The organism is Geobacillus sp. Sah69, from assembly GCF_001414205.1.
In the GTDB taxonomy this organism is placed as follows: Bacteria; Bacillota; Bacilli; order Bacillales; family Anoxybacillaceae; genus Geobacillus; species Geobacillus stearothermophilus.
In genome coordinates this window covers 1-22,303 of sequence record NZ_LLKS01000028.1, presented here as the reverse complement: position 1 = coordinate 22,303, position 22,303 = coordinate 1, and the positions used below count along the sequence as shown (strand labels likewise).

Sequence of the window (22,303 nt, the reverse complement as noted above, 5' to 3'; positions counted from 1 at the left end):
ACCAAAGAAAGATTTAAAGGCTTCATTGACCTTTTTTAAAATTTGCTGTGCCATGTTGCTGTTTAACAGCTTATAGTTTTCGTTAGTTTTGGCAAGATGATAATTTTTCTCATAATTAAGAAATTCCTTGTGTTCAAAATAGTATTGTCTGACATTGTACAATCCGACGTTGTACATGTTCTTGGCAATATGGCACAGTTCTCGAAGAGTCAAGTATTCTTCTTTGGTCAAACCATTTAGCTGTTGTTTGATACAAAAATACATGTTTTCACCTCCCATCTAACTATATTATACCATATTTTACTGAATCTATCCTATTTTCAGCAAAATATAGTTAAGGCGATTCATCTCCCACTTACTCCGCTTTGCTTCGTTGAAGGGGAGTCTTCTCGCCTAATTAAGATAAATGTTCAGCGCACGGAAATGTTCCGTGCGCCTTTGGAGGTGGTCAGCGGTGGATCAACACACGCGCTGCGGTGCGGTCAGCGCTTTCGCCGATCACGCGGATTTTCAACCCGTAGTTGGGCACGTTCCGCCCTGCGTCGACGGCCCCTTTATTGTCATACGACCGGCTGTCGTCAAACGCCGGCGTCGGCGATGTATCGTTGTCGATCAGCTGTGAGCCATTGATTGCCACGCGGAATGGGGCTCCTTTTTGCAGGCTGAACGCCGCATCGTGCACTTGATAGCGAGTCGGCGCTGTCGTATTGCCCGACCATTTTAACGTATGCTGGTCGGCATCCACAACGCCAAGAAACCCTTCGCCCGGATGGACGCCCGTCCAGTTGTTGTCATAGCCTTCATCCACATACCAGACGACAAGCCCTGGATCGTACGAAAGAAGCCGGTCGCCGCGCAAAATATGGGCGAGCCCTTCATCGACGCCGCGGTGGTTGCGCCATTCCAACAAATAGTAATGATCCGAATACCGCTTACCATCGCTCTTTTCAAAGCCTTCCACCGCAAAGGCGCTGTCCCCTTCGGCGTCGTCGGCAAGCACGATTGCCCCATCAGCTGTCACTTGGATGTTGTCAATATACCAGCCGGCTTCCGACACCGCCGCATCAGTGATGTAATGGAAACGGAGGTCAATCGTTTGTCCTGCATAGGCCGACAAGTCAAATTCCGCCTTCACCCAGCCGTTTGACGTACCGGTAATGCCGTTGCCAGGGTTTTGCCTGTACGGATTGTCGGTCGTTGTAATGTTTCCTTGAATTGTTGTCCATTCGTTGCTGCCATGCGGTTTTACTTCTACCGCCCCATAATCCCAGTCTTTCTCAATCGCATACCATGTATCAAATGCCAGCGTCGCCTTGGACGCTTTCGTCAAATCGATCGTCGTTGCCATCGTATGATCTAAGTTGTTTCCGCTTCCAGAGAAATAGGCGTACACACCGCTTGGCGGGGTCGTGATGACCGTTTCTTTGTCCGGCAAGTTGATGCGCACGGCATCGTTGTTCGTCCCTTTCGTGCTTGCTTCGTCAAGCAATACTTCTACACCGTCTTTTGTAATCTCATTCCATTCAACGGTCGCCCCGGTCAGCCAGTTGCTTCCCGGCATCGTCGATTGCAAAAACTGTTTCGCCCAGGCGCTGAAGCCGGTCGGCTCCGTGCCCGGAATGCGCCCCGCCCAACTCCCGCTGGACATAATCGACCAATAGGCAATAGGCTCGCCCAAGCCGGAGTAAATCGTATCATATTCATCCGGCAGCCCTAAATCGTGGCCGTATTCATGGGCAAACACCCCTGCCGCCCCATCGGCCGGTTCGATTGTGTAGTCGTACGCCGCCAGCTGGCCGCGCCAATACGGCACATCGGTTGTTGTGTTCGGGATGCGATAGACCGATCCCAAATTCCAGCGGTGCGACCAAATCGCGTCGCCGCCGAGCGAACCGCCGCCCGCCTCTTCACCGACGCTCGAGTGGATGATCATCAAATGATCGATCAAGCCGTCCGGCTCGCGGTAGTTGCCGTCGCCATCCAAATCATACCGATCCTCTCGGTCAAACTCGCGCAAATTGATGCTCGGGTCTTTCGCAGCCGCCGCCAGCGCCTCGCGCACAAGCGCCCGCGGATTGGCGTCATTGCCATCCGAGGTCGGCACGTTGCCGCCATAGTATTTAGCCGGATACTTCGCCTGATACCAGCCCGCCACTTTTCCTTCGATCGAATAGCTGCCGCCTGATTGCTCTTCATAATACTTTTTCACCGAGATGAGTTTTTCTCCGTTCGGTCCTGCGTAATAGCCGTCGTCCCCGCCGAAAATCATGTCTTCATAATGTTCACGGGTATAATCTTTATAATACATATCCGTCTCATTCGGTTGAATGCGGTTGTGCGGAAAATCCGGGTATTCAATGAGCAAAACGAGCACGCGGTCCACCCGCTTGCCACCGTTCCATGCCTCTGGCTTGACAGACGGAACGGAATCTTTTTTCGTCTGGCCAAGCTTTTTTCCTTTCCCATTCAAAATACTGTTTTTCTGCCCCTTCTCGCGCAGCACATCGGCCCGCTTTGCCTCGTATTCGTGCAATTCTCCTTTTTCTTTCGAAGTGTGGGCCGCCTTTTGTTTTAAATAGGCGCGCACCGCTGCTTCCGCCTCAGCTTGGGTGGCGTCAGCGCGAAGCTTGCCGCTTTTTTTCAACATCTCCGCCAGCTTCTCTTCATTCGCCACCGCCAAATCGACCGGACCGCCGTGCCTGGCTGCCAAAGGTGCTCCCGAATTGGCGGCCTGCGGGGCGGCCGCCGGCACTGCCCATAGGCCCATTCCAAGCGACAGCGCAGCAACAAGTGATGTGATCGACCGTTTCTTCAAAAACATCCCTCCATATCAAATAAAAGGTTGATAGAAAATATATACAATTAAAATATTATAGAATAATTCCAAAAAACGAAAGGGAATTTTTGACTAAGAACAAAACAGTTCTTTTTGCCTATATCTGTCGAAAAAACGAGATTTATAGCAAAAAAAGACTATTAATTTCACCTTAACAGACCCGTGATGTTCCGGTTACAATGTAATATATTCGCAGTTTTTGTAGAAATTCTGGTTATACATCTTGACGATGGGAAAGAAGGTGCCGCGATGCTGAATATTTTCAAAGACTTTTTGCTGAACTTGTTTTTTATTCTCCTGCCGGTGTTTCTTGTCCCGCTATGGACGGAGCAAGAAAAAGGGCCAAAGCGCCTCCGCCTGTATTTGCCGACCGCTTGTTACGCCATTGTAATCGTCCTATGCATCACTCTTCCGGTCGGAACAGAGAGCAATTTCATCTTCGACTTGCAGCAAATTCCTCTGTGGCTTGGCGGTTTGTACGGCGGAGCGGGGGCGGCGACGGTTTTAGCGTTTACGGCGATCGCCTACCGCTCGCTGTTCGGCGGAGCTGGCGTCTTCGTCACCGTCGTCGTTTCCATCGCCATCGCTGCAACAAGCAGTTTATTGACAAAACGGTTTGTCGAGCTGCCAACCAAACAGCGCACGCTGTTCGCTGCATCGCTCAGCTTCGGCTCTGGCCTATTGACCGTCGCCATAGCGGAGTGGATGGCTGCTGCGGTTTCTCCTCCGCCTTCCGTTGCGCTTATCTTTTTGTTTGTACAGCCCATCAGCATGCTCATCGTTTGCGCCGCCCGCGAGATGGTGTACCATAACATGGCGTTGCGCAAACGGATCATCCGTGCCGAAAAAATGGAAGCGGTCACCCATTTGGCCGCCTCCATCTCTCATGAAATCCGCAACCCCTTGACAGCGGCGCGCGGGTTTATCCAGCTGATTGAAGAGCAGCCGCTTGCCGCTGAAAAGCGCCGCCAGTACGCCCGCATTGCGTTGGAGGAGCTCGACCGGGCGGAAGCGATCATCACCGATTACTTGACATTCGCCAAGCCGGCCCCGGAGATGCCGGAAAAGCTGAACGTCAAACTGGAAGTGAAGCGGGCCATCGACATCATCCGTCCGCTCGCCAATATGAGCTGCGTCGACATTCAGGCATCGCTCGCCTCGTTTTCCGTAATGGGAGAACGGGAAAAGTTCCGCCAATGTTTGCTCAATATCATGAAAAACGCCATTGAAGCGATGCCGAACGGCGGGACGTTGCAAGTATACGTCTCCATTGACAACGGACGTGTGCTCATCCGCATCGCTGATACCGGCGTTGGCATGACGAAAGAACAGCTCGAACGGCTTGGCGAACCGTATTTTACGACGAAAGGCGTCAAAGGCACGGGGCTCGGAATGATGGTCGTCTATCGCATTGTCGAATCAATGAACGGAACAATTCGAATTGAAAGCGAAATACATAAAGGAACGACGGTATCGATTTATTTGCCGCTCGCTCCGTCCCCATCCCTATCCACGATTTCCGATAAAGAAAAGCAGTTGTTTGCCATCTTGTAAACGCCGCGGCCAAACCGGGGGAAGACGATAACCAGCGAAACAAAGGATGCCTGTTCGGGTGTCCTTTTTCTTTGTCCTATGTTCCCGACAGTTTATCACCACTGGCGTTTTTGTTACAATACTATAGGATGGAAACATACCGAAGGAAAAGGAGACAGTTGCATGATTCACGTCAAAACGGAACGAGAAATTCAGTTGATGCGTGAGGCGGGGAAACTCTTGGCCGCCTGTCATCAAGAGATCGCCAAACGCATCGGACCGGGCGTCACAACGATGGAAATTGACCGGTTCGTTGAAACGTTTTTGGCCAAATACGGCGCCAAACCGGAACAAAAAGGATACCGCGGCTATCCGTATGCGACATGCGCTTCCATTAACGATGAAATTTGCCACGGGTTTCCGCGCAATGAGCCGCTGAAAGAAGGCGATATCGTCACGATCGATTTTGTCGTCAATTTGCGCGGAGCGCTCGCCGATTCCGCCTGGACGTACGCCATCGGCGACGTCAGTGAAGACGTGCAAAAACTGCTTAACGTCACCGAGCAGTCGCTCTATAAAGGAATCGAGCAAGCCGTTCTCGGCAATCGGATCGGCGACATCGGCCACGCCATTCAAACGTACGTCGAAGCGCACGGCTTTTCCGTCGTACGCGATTTCACCGGGCATGGCATCGGGCCGACGATTCACGAAGAGCCGTACGTTCCCCATTTTGGTGAAAAAGGAAAAGGGATGCGCTTAAAGGAAGGGATGGTCATTACGATCGAGCCGATGGTGAACATGGGGGCATGGCAAAGCAAAATGGACGCAAACGGCTGGACGGCGCGCACCATTGACGGCTCGTATTCGGCGCAATATGAACATACGATCGCCATTACGAAAAACGGGCCGCTGATCTTAACGACGACGGCGTAAGGATACAGATATTTCTTGTTCTCAACAGCTTGATTTTTTCGACATTCGAAAAACCCGGGTACACGTTGGCCCGGGTTTTTCGTTCCCTTCTCTTTATTCTGGCCAGACCGTTGCGGCCGCTGTGTTGCCATTGCTTTTTCCTGCTATTTTGTTTACATAATATAATTATGGTTGCTACCCTTTCAGCACTTTCACGTAAAACGTCCGCTGGCGCGGCCCGTCGTATTCACAAAAATAGATGCCTTGCCAACGGCCAAGCAGCAGCCGGCCTTCATGAATGATAACATGTTGCGACGCGCCGACCGTGCTCGCTTTCATATGAGCGGCCGTGTTTCCCTCCATATGGCGGTCAAGCGGATGCTCCCACGGGTACGTTTCATCAAAGCGGCGCATCATATCGCGCTTCACGTCAGGATCCGCGTTTTCGTTAATCGTGATGCCGGCTGTCGTGTGCGGGCAATAAACGATCGCCACCCCCTCTTCTACCCCGGACTGGCGCACCGTTTCTTCGACAAATGACGTAATCTCCACCATTTCATCGCGCTTTGTCGTGCGAAGCGAAAAAGATTGAAGCAAGTCTTTCACCTCCTGAACAAATATTTTGTAGAACAACGCAAAATTTGCTACCATTTAATTATAGCATATGGAACGGCCTCCCACCTGCCATCCCTGCATGGAAACGGGAGTCTCCTAGCAAAGTCCATTGAGGTGAAACTGCCGTGCCGAAACGATACACGAATCTCGACAACGTCTCGACGCACAAAACATGGACCGATTTCCGCCGCTGGCAGCGGGAACGGAAACAAAAGCGAAAAGACTTGTCGTACGTCGTACCGCACGCCGTGCCGCCGCAATGGAACCGGCTTCATCATCCGAACGGACGGCCGCAGCTTTGTTGGATCGGCCATTCGACCTTTGTCGTTCAACTCAATGGCATCACCATCGTCACCGATCCCGTCTGGGCGAATTGGATGGGCGCGGCCAAACGCTTGACGGCTCCTGGTGTTCCGCTTGACAAGATGCCGCCCGTGGACGTTGTGCTCATTTCCCACGGCCACTATGACCATTTGCATTTCGGCAGCCTCCGCCGTTTGCACGGTGACCCGCACATATTCGTGCCCGAGGGGCTCGGCCGCTTGTTCCGCCGCCGCGGCTATCGCCGTGTCACCGAACTGTCATGGTGGGAAACGGCCTCCTTTCACGGCGTATCGCTCACATTTGTTCCCGCCCAACATTGGACGCGGCGGACGCTTTGGGATACGAATACGTCGCACTGGGGCGGGTGGGTCATTGAAGCGGACGACGCACCGACGGTTTATTTTGCTGGCGACAGCGGCTACTTCCGCGGCTTTCGCGACATCGGCGAACGCTTTTCCATCGACTATGCGCTCTTGCCGATCGGCGCGTACGAACCGGAATGGTTTATGGGGCCGCAGCACACCACACCGGAAGAAGCAGTGCAGGCGTTTTTGGACTGCCGCGCTCGCCTGTTTGTGCCGATGCATTACGGGGCGTTCCGCTTGGCCGACGATACGCCGAAAGAAGCGCTTGACCGCCTATGGGCTGAATGGCGGCGGCGCGGATTGGAAGAGGAGCGCTTGCTTTGCTTGAAGCTCGGCGAGGTGATCGATGCCGCCCAAGCGTTGACGGCCCTTTCCCCATTCGACAATTCGTTCAACCAAACAAGCGCAATCACCACGGTGAAACAAGCGCGGCAAAAGGAATGAGCGCAACTTTATCCAAAAGAGCGAGCCAGTCCGCGGCTCGCTCTTATTCATTGAATTGGCGGTATACGTACGGCTCCTTCGGTTTGGCCACCCTCTCCCATGACGTCACTTTTACATACGGAAGCGTCATATGAAACGGCTGGTAATACATGGTGGATAGCGTACCTTTCACATGAATCCATTCATCATTTTGAAGAGGCACCGTCTTTGGAAACTGAAGGAGCAGCCCGTACACCCCTGAATCCGCAACACAATGAATGATTCCAAAGCGAAGGAGAAACGCCTCATTGGCGCGCGTCGTTTCCTCACGGTAAACAAACCCGGTGAATTCAATGTCGCGGGCGGCGAATGCACCGGGAAACTGATAAATCGTTTCCATGGCATTTAAATAGTTTTGATCATTCAACTCCAAGCGAGCAAGACGACCGTATTTTTTCAGCTCTTTTTCCATGGCATTTTGATAATCGTCCCGCCCATAATACATGCTCGTATCCGGACGCAAAAACTGCCGCTGGGCAAACGGATCGCTGCCGTCAGCCGCCATCCCAGGAACATGAATCCCTTTCGCCTTTACGACTTCAGAATCCAGCGTCGCAACGGGAAACAAGAAGGCGGAAACAAGCGGAAAAACAAAAATAAGGTAATTCACCGCCCGCTTCCAGCGCGCGGACGGCTCATGATGATGATGGCCGCAGCATTCTTCCCCATGATCGTGCGGTTCCTCGTTGCGGCTTGCCAGCACAAATTGCACGATCGTTAAAAAAGCAAACACAAACATCGCACTAAACGAAATATACGAATACCGCATATTAATGTATTTGCTCAACTCTCCAGTAATATATAAATGAAAAAACAAAAACGCAAACCCAAGCAAAATATACATGCGAATCATGCCGCCACCTCCTTGCTAGATCAATAGCGATCCGGCAAACACAAACAACGTGATATAGGAAATCAGTTTCCACACAAACCGGGCTCGGAATGACTGAAACAACATGAGCGTATTTTTCACATCGAGCATCGGTCCGTAAACGAGAAACGCTGCCAGCGCGTGAAACGGAAATGTGCTTTGAAACGACGAGGCGATAAATGCGTCCGCCTCGGAACAGAGCGACAGCACGAAGGCGAGCGCCATCATGACCAAAGAGGCCGCCACTTTCCCATTGCCGATCGACACAAGCGCCGACGTTTTCACATACGTTTGCATCGCCGAAGCAATGAACGCCCCAATGATCAAATACTTCCCGGTCGCAAAAAATTCATCGATCGTATGGCGCAGGGTGCCAACGATTTTCTCTTTCCAAGTACGGGGCATCATCGGCATCTCGCGCCGTTCATGGCGCAACTCGCTGCCTTCATGCCGAATCGCCATCACGGCGCCGACAGTGACGGCGACGGCGCAAGCGAACAGCGCCCGGCACAATACCATCGTCCAACTGCTTCCGAAAGCGATATACGTCGAAAACAGCACAACCGGATTGATGACGGGCGCCGTTAACATAAACGGCACGGCCGCGTAAAGCGGCACCCCCTTGGCGACGAGACGGCGGGTGATCGGCACGATGCTGCATTCGCATGAAGGGAAAAACACTCCAAGCAATGTGGCATAAACAATGGCCAAAAGGCGGTTTTTCGGCACCCACCGTTGTACGGCCTCTTCACTGACAAACATTTGAATGACTCCGGAAACAAACACCCCGAGCACGACGAACGGCAACGATTCAATCAATATGCTGATAAAAATCGTATTCAGCTGCAAAAACGTGTTCATCATGGGTTCTCCTCTCATTTACAACCGTTCATTTTACCATGAGAAATGGCCATTGTCATGAAAATTTGGTAAGAAAAATCAAAAAGGCGCTTCGCCTTTGGCGAAACGCCTCTTCTTCTATTATTCTTCCACTTCTTTTTTCCACAGCCCGACCATCAATGCGGTCACGATGGAACCAATCAAAATAGCCAATATATAAAGCCATGCGCTGCCTTTGACGATCGGGATGACGAAAATTCCGCCGTGCGGCGCCGGAAGTCCGATGCCAAACAGCATCGTCAGCGCCCCGGCTACAGCTGAGCCGACGATAATCGACGGAATGACCCGCACCGGATCGGCCGCCGCAAACGGAATCGCCCCTTCCGTGATGAACGAAGCCCCCATAATATAGCACGTTTTGCCGGCCTCGCGCTCGGCTTTCGTAAACTTCTTCTTGAAGAATGTCGTCGCCAGTGCCAATCCGAGCGGCGGCACCATCCCGCCGGCCATAATGGCCGCATGCGGCGCATAGTTGCCCGCTTCAATCATGGCCAGCCCAAACGTATACGCCGCTTTGTTGATCGGTCCGCCCATATCAACCGCCATCATGCCGCCCAACACCGCACCAAGCAGCACTAAGTTCGCGGTTCCCATGCCGGAAAGCCAATGTTTCAACCCTTCATTCAACGCTTTGACAGGATCGATGACCACATACATCATGATGACGCCAGTGAGAAAAATGCCGAATACCGGATAGAGCAGCACCGGTTTAATCCCCTCAAGCGACTGCGGCAGGCGGCTGAACAGTTTCCGTAATCCGACGACTAAATACCCGGCTAGGAAACCAGCAATCAATCCGCCGAGGAAACCAGCGCCGCCGTTCGCCGCCATAAAGCCGCCGACCATCCCCGGCGCAAACCCTGGTCGATCGGCAATGCTCATGGCGATGAATGCGGCCAGCACAGGAACCATCAACGCGAACGCATTGCCGCCGCCGATGTCCATTAACAGTTTGGCAAACGGATGATACGACGGATCGTTCGGGTCAAACGCTTTAATGCCGAACGTGAAGGAAATGGCAATCAAAATCCCGCCGCCGACGACAAACGGAAGCATATTTGATACGCCGTTCATCAAATGCTTGTAAAAACCGGTGCGCGGTTTCGCCGCCCCCACGCTGCCCCGCGCCGCACCGCCTGCCCGATAAATCGGCGCGTCTTGGCGGAGCGCCTGCTCGATGAGCTTCTCCGGCTCGCGGATCGCACGAGCGACCGGCACTTGGATGACAGGTTTCCCGTCAAAACGGTCCATGTCGACTTGTTTATCGGCTGCGACAATGATCGCCGCGGCTTCTTCAATCTCCTGTGCGGTGAGAGCGTTTTTCACTCCATCTGAGCCATTGGTCTCGACTTTGATGGATACCCCCATTTCGGCTGCTTTCGCCTTCAGTGCATCAGCGGCCATATACGTATGAGCGATTCCGGTCGGACAAGCGGTTACTGCCAGCACTTTCCGCCCGTTCCCTGCCTGCACCGCTTGCTGTGGAGCTTCTTGCTCGCTTTCTTTCGCGGCAACCAAACGGATAATCTCCTCCTCGCTTGAAGCGGTTTCAAGCTGAGCACGGAACGATGCATCCATCAACATCGACGACAAGCGGGCGAGCGCCTCAAGGTGCGTCTGCTCCCCACCTTCTGGCGCGGCGATCATGAAAAACAAATGGCTTGGCTTGCCATCGAGCGACTCATAATCAATGCCTTCCACTGAACGGCCGAACGCCACCGCCGGGCGCTTGACCGCCGCCGTTTTGGCGTGCGGAATGGCGATGCCGTCGCCAACGCCGGTCGTGCTTTGTTTTTCTCGCGCCCAAATGGCTTGCTTAAACGCTTCCACATCGCTGACCGCTCCCGCTTCGGCAAGCTTTTCAGCCAGTTCATCAATGACTTCGCCCTTTGTCTTCGCTTGAAGCGCGAGAATCATCGTTTCTTTTGTCAACAAATCTGTAATCTTCATTGGCCCAATCCTCCTTTATTTTCAATTTATAAATGCACGATATGGACGCGGTCGACGAGCGCTTCCACTTCCTCTTTCGTACACAAATCTTCCGAAAACGCGGTCGCGCTTCCAGCGGCGACACTGTAAGCGAATGCTTCCTCAATCGATTTCCCATCCGCTTGAGCGGCCAAAAATCCAGCGACCATCGAATCGCCCGCCCCGACCGAATTTTTCACCGTTCCTTGCGGCGCTTCGGCAAACAACGCTGTTTCCTCGTTGAAGTAAAACGCCCCGTCGCCGCCCATTGACACAATGAGATGTTCCACTCCCTTTTCCACCAGTCGTCGGCCATACAACACGATGTCTTCTCTTGTCACCATCGCAACACCAAACAGTTCGGCCAGCTCATGATGGTTCGGCTTAGCCAAAAACGGGCGGCACGCAAGCAGCGCCCCGAGTGCCGGACCGCTCGTGTCGACAACAAGGCGAACGCGCTGGTTCACCGCCCGAGCCGCTAATCGCTCGTACATGTCCGCCGGCAGCGACGTCGGCACGCTTCCAGCAAGAACAAGCACATCACCGGCCGAAAGCGCTCCAATTTTCGCGATCAATTGCACGGCATCGTCATCGGCAACCGCCGGGCCTTCGCCGTTAATTTCCGTCTCCCGCCCCGCTTTCAGTTTGACGTTAATGCGCGTTTGCCCTGGGACATGAACAAAATCGCAGGCAATGCCTTCTTTCCGAAGTTCGCTTTCAATGAACCCGCCGGTAAATCCGCCGATGAACCCAAGCGCCGTGCTGTCAACACCCAAGCGCTTCAACACACGCGACACGTTGATCCCTTTCCCGCCCGGAAATGTGAACGTTTTCACCGAGCGATTCAGTTCGCCAACATGAAGCTCATCGAGATGAACGATATAATCAACAGATGGATTCAACGTACATGTGTAAATCATGGAGCCACAACCTCTACTGTTGTTTTTGTTCGATACAAATCGTTCCACTCTTCATCCAATTCATCGGTGATCAACACCGCTTCATACAAATCCGCAATTTTTGCGAACGCGCTTTCATTCAACTTCGAATGGTCTGCAAGCACATACGCACGCTGCGCCAGCTGCATGGCCGTATATTTCACCAGCGCCTCTTCCGGGTCCGGCGTCGTATAGCCATAGTCGTAATGAACACCGTTCGCGCCGATGAAACATTGGTCGAAGCGGTACTGCCGCAGCGACTCGATGGCGCCGCGCCCGATCAACGCCTTCGTTTTCGGCTTGATCATGCCGCCGACCAAATACGTCGTGACGTTATGCTCAAGCAGCCGCTCGACATGCATCACGCCGTTCGTCACCACAATGACCTCTTTGCCAGCCAAATGCGGAATCATTTCCCACGTGGTCGTTCCCGCGTCCAAATAGATGCAGTTTCCTTTTTGTACCAAGCTGGACGCATAGACAGCGATCCGCCGCTTTTCTTCGATATATTTCAGCGATTTTTCCGACACGCTCAACTCTTCGCGCTTCTGCTGCAACAAGGCCGCCCCGCCGTGCACACGGCGCAGTTTCTTTTCGGTCTCAAGCTGCGTCAAATCACGGCGAATCGTCGACTCTGACGCCCCGGTCGCCTCTACGAGCTCTTGCAGCTTGATGACTCCTTTTTGCGCCAACAGGTCCAAAATGAGGCGGTGGCGTTCTTCGGTCAGCACACTCCCACCTCCGATCATCGGGGATATCGCTTACAACTCTATCATATCCCAAGACAACGAAAAAATCAATCAAAAACATTCATTATCACTCAATATTAATCAAAAGTAGTATTTAAAACGATCATAATCATTCATCAACAACAAAAAAACATTGCCTTTCATTCCGATCAGGCAATGTTTCTAAACTATCGTCCGGAAAGATACAGTTGAATGGACAAAGAGTCGATTTGGGAAACGAGCAACTCGTCATACTTCTTTTGCGCCAAAAAACGCATCTCCGCCTCCGTTACATTCGGATGCTCATTTTTCACTTGTTCTACCATGTCGTTCCACACGTTTTGCGCCAACAAAACGAGCTGGACATACCGCCGTTCTTGCTTCCAAAATGCCGCCTCACCGTATTGGCGGATGAGTGTTTGAGCGGTTTCGCTCCCTTCGTATTGCCGCTTTCTGTTTTCCACTTCACGATCAACGGCCGGTTCATCTACTGAATAGCCTTTTTCTTCGGCAAGCAGCGCCATCGAGTGCAGTTCAATGAGACGGGTAACAGCGGAGCGGGGCTCAGTCGTCTCATTCAACTGCCGTTTCCAATAACTGAGCCGCTCGTTGAGCTCTTCGCCGCGATACTGCTTTTTGACCGCTTCCATGGCCGAAGAGATCTCAATTTGCCAGCGTGTTTGGTAGAACTTGACTTCTGCCGCTGTAATCGCGGTGCCATTGATCATCGCTGCCACGTCTTGCTTCTTCACCTTGAGGGTAACGAGCTTTTCGACCGTCTCATCGCCGTCTTTGATTTGCAACAAAGCGTCCCATTCTCCGTCCATCGGCAGCTGCACGTTCCCTTCATAAAGGCCGGGTTCCTTCTCCGCCAATTGGACGACTGTTTGCCCGTGATCCATATTCGCCATCTCAAAGACCGCCGTCACTTCAAGCCCACCCGCCGGCTTCCCGTCCTTTTGGATGGCGACCGCAAACGAAGAAGCCGTCCCTTCCTTATAAAAAGGGGTCGTTTTCACCGACACCGTCCAATCGTTTCCTTGACACCCGGCAAGCAAGAAGAGAAGCGCTGCCATCACGATCATCCATTGTTGCCTCACTTTATTCTCCCTCCATCAGTGTGCTAAGCTCAAAATCTTCGACTCGGTATTTCGTGATCTTCCCGTTTTCCAAATAGGCGACATGGGTGCAGAGCTGCCTGACTTCGTCAATATGGTGCGACGACAGCAACACCGTTTTGTTCGGCAAAGAGCGTAAAATCGCCAGCACGTCCGCCCTTCCTAACGGATCAAGCCCGCTTGTCGGCTCGTCTAAAATCAGCAAGTCAGCATCGTAGTACAGCATAATAGCAAGCCCGAGCCGCTGCAGCATCCCTTTCGAATACTGCTTGCTTTTCATATGGCGCGCTTCCCATAACCGGACGGTGTGCAAAACGTCTTCGATCCGCTCTTCATCGACCGCGCCGTGCAACGAGGCAAAAAAGCGGACATTTTCCTCCCCCGTTAACTGAGGATACAGCTGAAACTTTTCCGGCAAATAGGCGACTTTCTTTTTCCACTCGTGCCGCCGATGATCAATGCCGTCAATATACACCGTTCCGCTTGCTGCCGGAAGCAAGTTCAGCAAGCTATGAATCAATGTCGACTTGCCGGCGCCGTTTCGCCCGACTAAAGCACACCGCTCCCCTTTCTGAATGACAAGATGGACATCATCAAGCACTTTGTTGTTTCGGTACGAAACTGTCAATCCCGCCACTTCAATCATCGTTCTTCCCCCTTTCGGCTCCACAGCATCGATGCCGCTAGCGCCCCCATCCCCCAGACCGCGATATTGAGCGCAACAAGGACGCCGGGAGAGAAGGAGAAAAATTTTTTCATCGTCCGCGACAAATAATCGAGCGAGAACATCCCGAGCGACGTCTCTAAGTAAAAACGGAGCGCATGAAGCGGCTGCAGAAAATACACGAAGGAGAACACATGCACATTGTCATACGTCACCGACGGCAAAACAGAAAGCAGCGCAAAGTCATACAAATAAATGAAAAAGAACGCGGCAAACAAGTTGGCGCCAATCAACTGAATTTTCGTCTTGCACGCGAAACCGAGCCAAATTCCAATTTGATTAAAAATAAACACAAGCACCATCGTGGCGAGCAAAAAAGAAAGAAAATACGATAAATGAAAGACAAATAAAAACTTGGCCGGAATGATCAAAACGAAGTACCAAATGACAAGCACCGTCATTGTAATGAGCTGGATCGCCGCGCTTTTTTTCCATAAAAACATCCAAGGCGGCCCGCTTTTGACGACAATCATGACCATCGTCCGCTGCTCTTTCTCCTGCATGACGGAAAAAGAAGCAAAAAATAAACAAAGAAGCGGAACGATGTACGCATTCATGTCAAACAGCATCTGCAAAAAAATAGTCAGTCCATGCTCAGCCGGCAACGATTTTGCGCTCATCAATACGGAAAGCGATGCGGCAACAACGAGCAGAAAAAACAGCCAAAACGCCTTCCCCCGCGAAAGCTCAAGCCATTCTTTCCAAATGTAGCTCATCTCCGAATCCTCCTTTTCGGCACGATCACCGCGATGGCTCCAAAGCCGAGCAGTCCCCACCACCAGCCGGCTGATATGGTCTTTTTCACAAGCGGCGCATGATCGACCGCCATCACTTCGTCTGTCTGCCGCCATTCGTTGATCGCCTCATAGACACCTAAGCTCGGCGACGACAAAAACAAATACGCCAGTTCATTTTCTTCCGCTAACTTATGAAAGGAGGACGCATAGCGAAACGGGGAATCCCCTTTCCCATCTTGGTTCAAATCAAGCAACGCCGCTTCGCCGCCCCAGTCGTTGCCAACCCCGCGAAAATCCCACCTATTCCTGTCCCCGCCGCCAAGGCGCGCGACAGCAATCGTATTTTTCCAAATCCGGTTTTCCGTAAACGTTTGCCGCTGTGAACTCGACCAAAGCTCAATGCCGATCTCATTTTGCAAAAAGACATTTCGCTGCAAAAAATTATCGTTCGACTGATCAATATACAATCCCCGCTCGTTTTGATAAAACGTATTGCCAATGATCCGGTTGTCATTTGCCATCTGCAGCAACAACCCAAACGAGCGCATTCCTTTGTTGAAGAAAAAGCGGTTGTTTTTCAGGACAATCCGGTTCGAGTTCATGATCGCCGCCCCGCCGTTATTAAGCATAAACGTATTGTCATCAAACGCGTTATCATCCGAATACATGTAGTGAAGCCCGTAACGGGTGTGAGACACTTCATTTCCTTTGGCGACGTTATGATTGGCGTAGTCAAAAAAGATGCCATCTCTCGTTCCGATAATGGTGTTATGTTCAAGCTCATTAAAATTAGAATAATAAATGTGCAGCCCATTTCCTTGTCCGGCGATTTCTCCGTTTTGTTCGCCGATCACCCGTACGTTGGCAATCCGGTTGTGATGCGCCTGACTCAAGTAAATGCCATGAAACGATTGTTTTACCGTTATGTGTTCTAGCGTATTATAATCGGAATAAACTTTGATGCCGGCGTATTCCTCTTGCGTGCTCCGGCTTTTTCCGCTGTTCGTGACGGTCACATGTGTAATGGTGACATGCGGCGCTTTGATCGAAATCACATTGCCGCGCCCGCTTCCTTGAATGACCGTGCCTTTTGTGCCGATGATGGTCAGCGGTTTGTCGATGACAATATCGCCAATGTACGTTTGGCCTGTTAGGCGAATCGTGCCGTGAGCCGGAGCAGCGTCAATCAGTTGCTGCAGCGTCTGGCCGGCAGCCGCTTCTTTCGGAACATCGAAAAAGAAAAAAATGAACAAGGAAATGAGCAGCCATCGCTTCATGTTTTTCTCTCCTTCCATAGCGGAACGAGCAGGCAAACGAACGCGGCACCGACGAGATACGCACCGGTCGCAAAATAGCTGAACGTCGTAAAGTTGGCGATCCGGTTTTCTCCGAAAATCGGCGGCACAAACGGATCGATATCGATCGGGGCGTTATCGTTTAAATTCGTTCCAAAGTCAGCGAGCCAGCGATGAATATCGTAAAGACCGAGCGCCCCGCCAATGAGAAAGGCGGCGATGAACACGTACAACCCTCTTTTGCTTCTCGTGAACGCGATGATGAATGCCGCTATGGCCATAGCGATCACGATGTAGGACAAATAGCCAAGTTCCGGAAAGCTCTCTTCACTAAACGGCTTCATGCCGATATAGTGATTGAGTCCGTTAATAATGTCGATATCCCCTTCAAGCCGATTCGGATAAACGATAATCTCTAATCCTTCCGGATATTGCGGAGCGATGAAATCCATCCCCCACCAAGGAAACGCTAAAGACAAAAGCAGCAATCCTCCGGCCGCGCCGACAAAGACGGCAGACAACGGAGACAGTTTCGCTGCAGCCATTTTCTTCACACCTCTTTTGTTAGTCAGGGGGGGCGCGTCCGCCCCCTCGGTTTATTGTTTCGGCTTTACCAACAAATACCCGGTCATTTCTTGGTGCAGCGCTGAACAGAAGTTCGTGCAATACAACGGGTACGTTCCCGGCTTATTGGCGGTAAACTCGATCGTGTTCGTTTGTCCCGGCTGAATTTCCATATTCAAGTTATACTGGTTGATGGCAAAACCATGGGTAATGTCCTCATCAAAGTCAAGGTTCGTCAGGTGGATGACAACTTTATCTCCTTCATTCACTTCAATGACGTCCGGCCGCTTCGCATTGGCATCAAAAATAAACTTCGAACGCATTGCGATGCCGTAGACGTGCACCTCATTTCCTTTCCGGACGATGCGGGCGTCTTTTTGGTTGTACACAGCGTCTGGATTGTTGTTATCTTTCGGGTACACTTCAATCGTTTTAATTTTATCGGCCTTGATCATTTGCCCATAGTGCGGTTCCGGATCGACCGGCGACGATTGGATCACTTTCATTTTGTCACCGCTAATGTCAATGAGCTGCATCGATTCCGGGTGGGACGGCCCGACCGATAAATAGCTGTCTTTCGACAACTTGTTGAGCGACACTAAATATTTGCCGTCCGGAGATACGGTATCCCCTTCCGCCGCGACGGCATGCCCTGGCGAATATTGAACCGGAACGCGGTCAAGCACTTCGCCGGTTTCCGGATTCCATTTCACAATTTCAGACGAAATAAACATCGTCGTATACGCCATGCCTTTGTCATCAAACTGCGTATGCAGCGGCCCAAGCGCGTTTTCCGGATTGACTTCCCGCTCCATCACCGATTCGTATTTCAAAATCGGGATGCCGTTCCGCTCGCCGGCAAACTCTTTCTTTTCAATCGCCTGAAACGCCTTTTCAAACGAAAATACCGTCAACAACGGGGCGAGCTTCCCGGAGGCGATGAAATATTTCCCGTCTGGGGTAACGTCGACGCCATGTGGCGATTTGGCGACCGGCACTAAATAAATGCCCCCTTTATGCTTTTCCGGAAAGATCATTTTTTGACCGCCGACATTGTCATATTTCCCCGCTTTCACCATGTTCTCAAGCTCTTTCCAGTTAAACAGCACGATAAAGTCGCGGTCTTCTTGAGACGCGTTGATTTCCAAGTTTGTTGTCGCTTCTTCCGTATTGTACGTTGTCAGCACGGCCCAATCTTTTGAGATTTTTTTCCCGGCATCGGACAAATCGTACGACCACGGCGGCAACGCAACTTGATAGGCAATGTGTAGCTTTTGCGCCTTTTCATCGAACGTGACCGCACTCATCACACCGCGGTATTTTTCGCTATACTCATCAAGCGAGGCGTACTGATGGCCGAGCGGAACGGAAAATCGGGTCGGCAAAAATAAGTATTCGGTATTCTCCGTCACAAACGCGGCACAGTGCGGACCGCTCGTATTGGGGACTTTGATCATGTCTTTGACTGTAAACGTTTTCAAATCCATCACTGCCACCCGGCTGTTCGCCACATCGGTCGCAAACATATACTTGCCGTCATATTCTCCATTCGTTTCCGAGAAAGCCGGATGATGCAAATCGCCCCACGTATAGCCGCCAAGCATTTTTTTCGAATGGGTATCCCAGCCGTAGCCGGTCGCCGGATCGGGCGAAAAGACAGGAACCGTGCGAATGCGCCGCATCGACGGCACCCCGTAAATAAACATTTGCCCCGAGTGGCCACCAGAGGCGAACAAGTAATATTCATCTTTTTCACCAAACGGAACGTACACTTTTTCCGCATCGGTTTTGGTCGATGCAGTCGAAACGGTATCAGGAGTGGAAAAATTGCCGAAAAAGACAGTTGACGCCAACACTCCAACTGCCAACCCTGACAACGCGGAAATCACTTTTTTCTTCACTCTCGTTCCTCCCATCGTTTCTTACTTTTCGGATGCTTCTTTTAAGAGAGCAATAATTTCGGCCCGCTCCTCATCTGTCAGCGGATTCGATTTGATCACCCCAGACATCACCGCAGACGTCGGCGCTTTTAAAAACTCTTCAATCGGCTTGCCGTGTTTGCCCTCGACTTCTCGATAAGCGTTCGATAAATCCGGACCGGTCGTCCCTCCTTGCAAGTTAAGCTTGGAAACAGAGTGGCAAGAGAGACAACCTTTTTGTTGCAGGATAGTCCCGTCCTGCGTACTAGCGTTTGTTGTCTTGCCCGCCCCCTTCCCATCCTCTGTCGAAGCTGATGGTTGGGACGATTGAGCCGTCTCTTGTTTTCCTGCCTGCGTCGCATTCGTCTCTCCTTTCGTTCCTCCCAACTGAAAATACGAATAACCGCCAGCCAAACCGATCAAAGCGCTAATGAGAAAAATGACGACCGTTTGTTTCATGCCCCTCCTCCTTCTACAGTGAGAAATTCGTTTACCATTATAGCCACCCGCCCTTGACCTCCCCTGTGCAAAAAATCACTTCATTTCCAAGATCAGTGAACATTATTTGACAAAAGCGTGGCAAAACGGTAAAAAACAAAAAACACTTGCCACCGGCAAGTGCCTTCTGTCGCTTAATTCAGTTGCTCCATCTCGGCAAGCGGCAAATAATGCTCGCGCACAAACGCGACAAACTTCGCCGCATACACGGGATCAAACTGCGTCCCAGCGCAACGCTCGATTTCCTCAAGCGCCTCTTCAAACGTTTTCGTCGGCTGGTACGGCCGCTCGGTCGTCATGGCGTCAAATGAGTCGATAATACACAAAATGCGGGCCAATTTCGGGATTTCTTCCCCCTTCAGCCCGTACGGATACCCTTTCCCATCATATCGTTCGTGATGCAGCTCGACAAGCGGAAGCAACTCATCGAATCGCTTCTCCGCCGCTACAATCTCGCGCCCCCACGCCACGTGCTTTTGGATGATCTCCCATTCATGCTTTTCCAATTTTCCGGACTTATTTAAAATATCCCGGGGCACTTCAATTTTGCCAATGTCATGGATGAGCGCCCCTAAAATGAGCGTCTGCCGTTCATGGTCGGTCAACTCATCAAGACGACTGCCAAACTCCAACGCATATTTAAACACCCGTTTGCTATGGCGGTATGTATAGACATCTTTGGAAAGAAAAAATTTCACTTGCTGCTCGAGCGCTTCCAAATCTTGCTTAAACTTAATCTCATCCAAGCACATATTGTGCTTATCATACAGCTGCACGTTATTTTTCCCTTGCGCCTTGGCGTAATACAGCGCTTGATCGGCGCGATGGATCAATTCCTCGCTTTCGTACATATCTTTTTCCATCTCGGCGATGCCGCACGAAAACGACAGGCAACGATACGGAATATGCTCGACGCCTTCAAAATATGTATCGTTCACTTCTTTGCGCAACCGGTTTAAAAACGCGTACGCGTCTTCTTTCGTCGTGTTGGGCATTAAAATGGCAAACTCTTCGCCGCCATAGCGGGCGACCGTGAAGTTCGTCCCTTCGACTGCTTTTTGCAGCAGTTTCCCGAAAAAAGTCAACAAACGATCTCCTTGCAAATGCCCGTTCCGGTCATTGTATTTTTTAAAATCGTCCAAATCCAGAAATGCCAAGGTCAACGGCTGTTTCAACAGCTTGCAGTCGGAAAACTGCTCCTTGAGCGCTTCCTTGAAAAAACCGTGGTTGTATAGGCCGGTGAGGTGATCTCTGTTGGCGCGGTTGGAGACTAACTGGTATAATTCCAAAAATTTCTTAAAAACAATAGACAATATCGTTACTAAAATAATAAATAAGGACAAGCCAAAACAGGCGTGTTGATTATCCAATAAAATCCAAAGGGTATAGAAAAAAGAGCACCTTTCCTGTAGAATGTGAGTAACGACACAAACAAACCCAGGAGGTGCTCTCTATGAACAAGCATACCACACTCCCGAATTTGATGCAAAAACTTGTTTCGGATGAAGAGATTCAACTGATTGCCGAAGCGGTTGGGTATCGTGATTCGTCTCGAACCTTTACGTTGCGCGAGTTGATTCACTTCTTCCTGCTGGCCGCCATGCATCAATGGAAAAGCTTTCGCCACGGAGCCGATGTGGGGCCTCTGTATGGATTGCCGCGATTCCATTATTCAACTGTATCCAAGAAAGCGAAAGAAGTTCCCTATGACATCATGAAACGCTTGTTGGCGTTGATCATTTCCAAGTGCAAYCGCCAAACCCGCCRTTCGCTTCKGTTTCCCAAACCGCTTCGGGTGGTGGATTCGACGACCGTCACGGTCGGGAAAAACCGCCTCCCATGGGCKCCGTATCACGGCGAACGCGCCGGAGTGAAGCTGCACGTCGCGTATTCGCCGGAATCCTCGCTGCCGGCAGACGTGGTGGAAACGACCGGACTGCGTCACGATGGCCCAGTGGGAGAACAGTTGACGAACGCTCAACAAGTGCTSGTGGAAGACCGGGCGTATKTCAAAATCGAACGCCTCGATCGATTTGTGGAGCAGCATCAGCTCTTTGTCATTCGRATGAAGGACAACATCGAACTTCATCAGAAAAAAAGCTTGAAACGCCTTTCCAGCACATCCTCATCGGTTCAAGCCGACTTCACGTGCCAGTTGGGGACGAAACAATGCCGCTCCACCAAGCGTCACCGGGTGGTGATCTTTCGAGATGCGAATGGCCGCGACATTCGGGTCGTGACGAACCTCTTCCATGCGTCTGCGGAAACCATTGCCGACATGTACCAACAACGTTGGACTGTTGAGATCTTTTTCCGTTGGGTGAAGCAATATCTGAATGTCCCGACCTTGTTTGGCACGACGGAAAATGCGGTATACAACCAACTGTTTGCGGCATTCATCGCGTATGTGCTGTTGCGATGGCTGTATGATCAAACCAAAAAACAGACGAACGTCTCTCTTTCCTTCATTTCGTTCGTTCGCCGTTTTTTCTCTGGGCAGCTTCCTCTCGATTGGAAATCCGGGATGGCCGCTGCTTTGTTTGAGTATGCCCAAATTTATGGAAGGCGTATGTCTAATTTTGGATAATCAACACTCGTGATAATTGAATAAATTACTGTAGATGAGCATTTTTCATTACAATAATTTCCATGGTTAGAGAGACAAACAGGGTACCCCTTACGCGATACGGAGCTGTTTTTTGATCACATCAATGGGAATATCTTGCTTTGCAGCGTCATAAATGAACTCGACGACGCTGTGGCCTTTCCGCGACCGAAGAAGCTCCAGCCCGGTGGAGAGGTTTTGGCGGGATTCGGCGATGCTGTACACGCAGGAGAGCAGCACCACCGCCCAATACCGTTTCACCGCCCGAATGTGGCGAACGCGGTATCCATCCAGCTTCAGTTGATCTTTCGCCTGCCGGAAAAAGCACTCGATCGTCCAACGCTGAGCATAGTAACGCAAGATGTCTTCG

19 protein-coding genes and 2 pseudogenes are annotated in these 22,303 nt (G+C 51.3%); 4 read left to right on the top strand and 17 right to left on the bottom strand.

Features of this window, described 5'->3' with window-relative positions:
* Together AP057_RS05725 and AP057_RS05720 are read right to left on the bottom strand one after the other, a co-directional pair.
* Window positions 1-264: pseudogene (locus AP057_RS05725) on the bottom strand (RNA-guided endonuclease TnpB family protein); the annotation flags it as partial.
* A gap of 184 nt (window positions 265-448) precedes the next feature.
* The gene (locus AP057_RS05720) at window positions 449-2,821 is read right to left on the bottom strand and encodes an immune inhibitor A domain-containing protein (protein WP_235468481.1); all 2,373 of its coding nucleotides are present in this window, start codon (window positions 2,819-2,821) and stop codon (window positions 449-451) included.
* 264 nt (window positions 2,822-3,085) lie between these two features.
* Here AP057_RS05720 and AP057_RS05715 point away from each other — a divergent pair, with 264 nt between their 5' ends.
* Both AP057_RS05715 and map read left to right on the top strand, forming a co-directional pair.
* On the top strand, window positions 3,086-4,390 hold the full coding sequence (locus AP057_RS05715; RefSeq protein WP_049626255.1) for an ATP-binding protein: 1,305 nt from the start codon (window positions 3,086-3,088) through the stop codon (window positions 4,388-4,390).
* Between the two features lie 162 nt (window positions 4,391-4,552).
* On the top strand, window positions 4,553-5,302 hold the full coding sequence (gene map, locus AP057_RS05710; protein WP_033017013.1) for a type I methionyl aminopeptidase: 750 nt from the start codon (window positions 4,553-4,555) through the stop codon (window positions 5,300-5,302).
* A 174-nt stretch (window positions 5,303-5,476) separates the two neighbouring features.
* Here the strand turns inward: map and AP057_RS05705 are convergent, their stop codons facing one another.
* Complete coding sequence (locus tag AP057_RS05705) at window positions 5,477-5,878, bottom strand: secondary thiamine-phosphate synthase enzyme YjbQ (RefSeq protein WP_049626256.1); 402 nt, start codon at window positions 5,876-5,878, stop codon at window positions 5,477-5,479.
* A gap of 143 nt (window positions 5,879-6,021) precedes the next feature.
* Here AP057_RS05705 and AP057_RS05700 point away from each other — a divergent pair, with 143 nt between their 5' ends.
* Window positions 6,022-7,029 carry an MBL fold metallo-hydrolase gene (locus tag AP057_RS05700; RefSeq protein ID WP_049626254.1) on the top strand — a complete coding sequence of 336 codons (1,008 nt, stop codon included), beginning with the start codon at window positions 6,022-6,024 and terminating at the stop codon, window positions 7,027-7,029.
* Between the two features lie 43 nt (window positions 7,030-7,072).
* Here the strand turns inward: AP057_RS05700 and AP057_RS05695 are convergent, their stop codons facing one another.
* The 13 genes and pseudogenes from AP057_RS05695 to AP057_RS05635 form a co-directional block, all read right to left on the bottom strand.
* Window positions 7,073-7,921: a TIGR03943 family protein gene (locus tag AP057_RS05695; RefSeq protein WP_033025461.1), complete on the bottom strand. Its 849-nt coding sequence runs from the start codon at window positions 7,919-7,921 to the stop codon at window positions 7,073-7,075.
* A gap of 15 nt (window positions 7,922-7,936) precedes the next feature.
* Window positions 7,937-8,803, bottom strand: a complete 867-nt coding sequence (locus tag AP057_RS05690; RefSeq protein ID WP_033017017.1) for a permease — start codon at window positions 8,801-8,803, stop codon at window positions 7,937-7,939.
* Window positions 8,804-8,920: 117 nt separating this feature from the next.
* Window positions 8,921-10,789: a PTS fructose transporter subunit IIABC gene (locus AP057_RS05685; protein WP_055358267.1), complete on the bottom strand. Its 1,869-nt coding sequence runs from the start codon at window positions 10,787-10,789 to the stop codon at window positions 8,921-8,923.
* A 26-nt stretch (window positions 10,790-10,815) separates the two neighbouring features.
* Window positions 10,816-11,727 carry a 1-phosphofructokinase gene (gene pfkB / locus AP057_RS05680; protein WP_049626711.1) on the bottom strand — a complete coding sequence of 304 codons (912 nt, stop codon included), beginning with the start codon at window positions 11,725-11,727 and terminating at the stop codon, window positions 10,816-10,818.
* A complete protein-coding gene (locus AP057_RS05675) occupies window positions 11,724-12,476 on the bottom strand; it encodes a DeoR/GlpR family DNA-binding transcription regulator (protein ID WP_055358266.1) in 753 nt (250 codons plus the stop codon). The genes pfkB and AP057_RS05675 overlap by 4 nt, the downstream gene beginning before the upstream one ends.
* 185 nt (window positions 12,477-12,661) lie before the next feature.
* Window positions 12,662-13,573 carry a FixH family protein gene (locus AP057_RS05670; protein WP_225995627.1) on the bottom strand — a complete coding sequence of 304 codons (912 nt, stop codon included), beginning with the start codon at window positions 13,571-13,573 and terminating at the stop codon, window positions 12,662-12,664.
* Window position 13,574: 1 nt separating this feature from the next.
* A complete protein-coding gene (locus AP057_RS05665) occupies window positions 13,575-14,237 on the bottom strand; it encodes an ABC transporter ATP-binding protein (RefSeq protein ID WP_033010819.1) in 663 nt (220 codons plus the stop codon).
* A complete protein-coding gene (locus AP057_RS05660) occupies window positions 14,234-15,031 on the bottom strand; it encodes an ABC transporter permease subunit (protein ID WP_049625248.1) in 798 nt (265 codons plus the stop codon). The genes AP057_RS05665 and AP057_RS05660 overlap by 4 nt, the downstream gene beginning before the upstream one ends.
* Entirely contained in the window at window positions 15,028-16,329 is a 1,302-nt protein-coding gene (locus AP057_RS05655; protein ID WP_049625247.1) for a nitrous oxide reductase family maturation protein NosD, read from the bottom strand. The genes AP057_RS05660 and AP057_RS05655 overlap by 4 nt, the downstream gene beginning before the upstream one ends.
* The gene (locus AP057_RS05650; protein WP_042382788.1) at window positions 16,326-16,892 is read right to left on the bottom strand and encodes a hypothetical protein; all 567 of its coding nucleotides are present in this window, start codon (window positions 16,890-16,892) and stop codon (window positions 16,326-16,328) included. Before AP057_RS05650 ends, AP057_RS05655 begins: the two co-directional genes overlap by 4 nt.
* 51 nt (window positions 16,893-16,943) lie before the next feature.
* Window positions 16,944-18,812 (bottom strand): Sec-dependent nitrous-oxide reductase, encoded by a 1,869-nt coding sequence (gene nosZ / locus AP057_RS05645; RefSeq protein WP_055358265.1) that lies wholly within the window; start codon window positions 18,810-18,812, stop codon window positions 16,944-16,946.
* A 21-nt stretch (window positions 18,813-18,833) separates the two neighbouring features.
* Complete coding sequence (locus AP057_RS05640; protein WP_033010814.1) at window positions 18,834-19,289, bottom strand: cytochrome c; 456 nt, start codon at window positions 19,287-19,289, stop codon at window positions 18,834-18,836.
* A 173-nt stretch (window positions 19,290-19,462) separates the two neighbouring features.
* Window positions 19,463-20,683, bottom strand: a pseudogene (locus AP057_RS05635) (diguanylate cyclase); the annotation flags it as partial.
* A gap of 98 nt (window positions 20,684-20,781) precedes the next feature.
* Here AP057_RS05635 and AP057_RS05630 point away from each other — a divergent pair.
* Entirely contained in the window at window positions 20,782-21,915 is a 1,134-nt protein-coding gene (locus AP057_RS05630) for an IS4 family transposase (RefSeq protein ID WP_055358264.1), read from the top strand.
* A 90-nt stretch (window positions 21,916-22,005) separates the two neighbouring features.
* Here AP057_RS05630 and AP057_RS05625 read toward each other — a convergent pair.
* Window positions 22,006-22,303: transposase (locus AP057_RS05625; RefSeq protein WP_152968865.1), on the bottom strand; the 298-nt coding region annotated here is incomplete at its 5' end.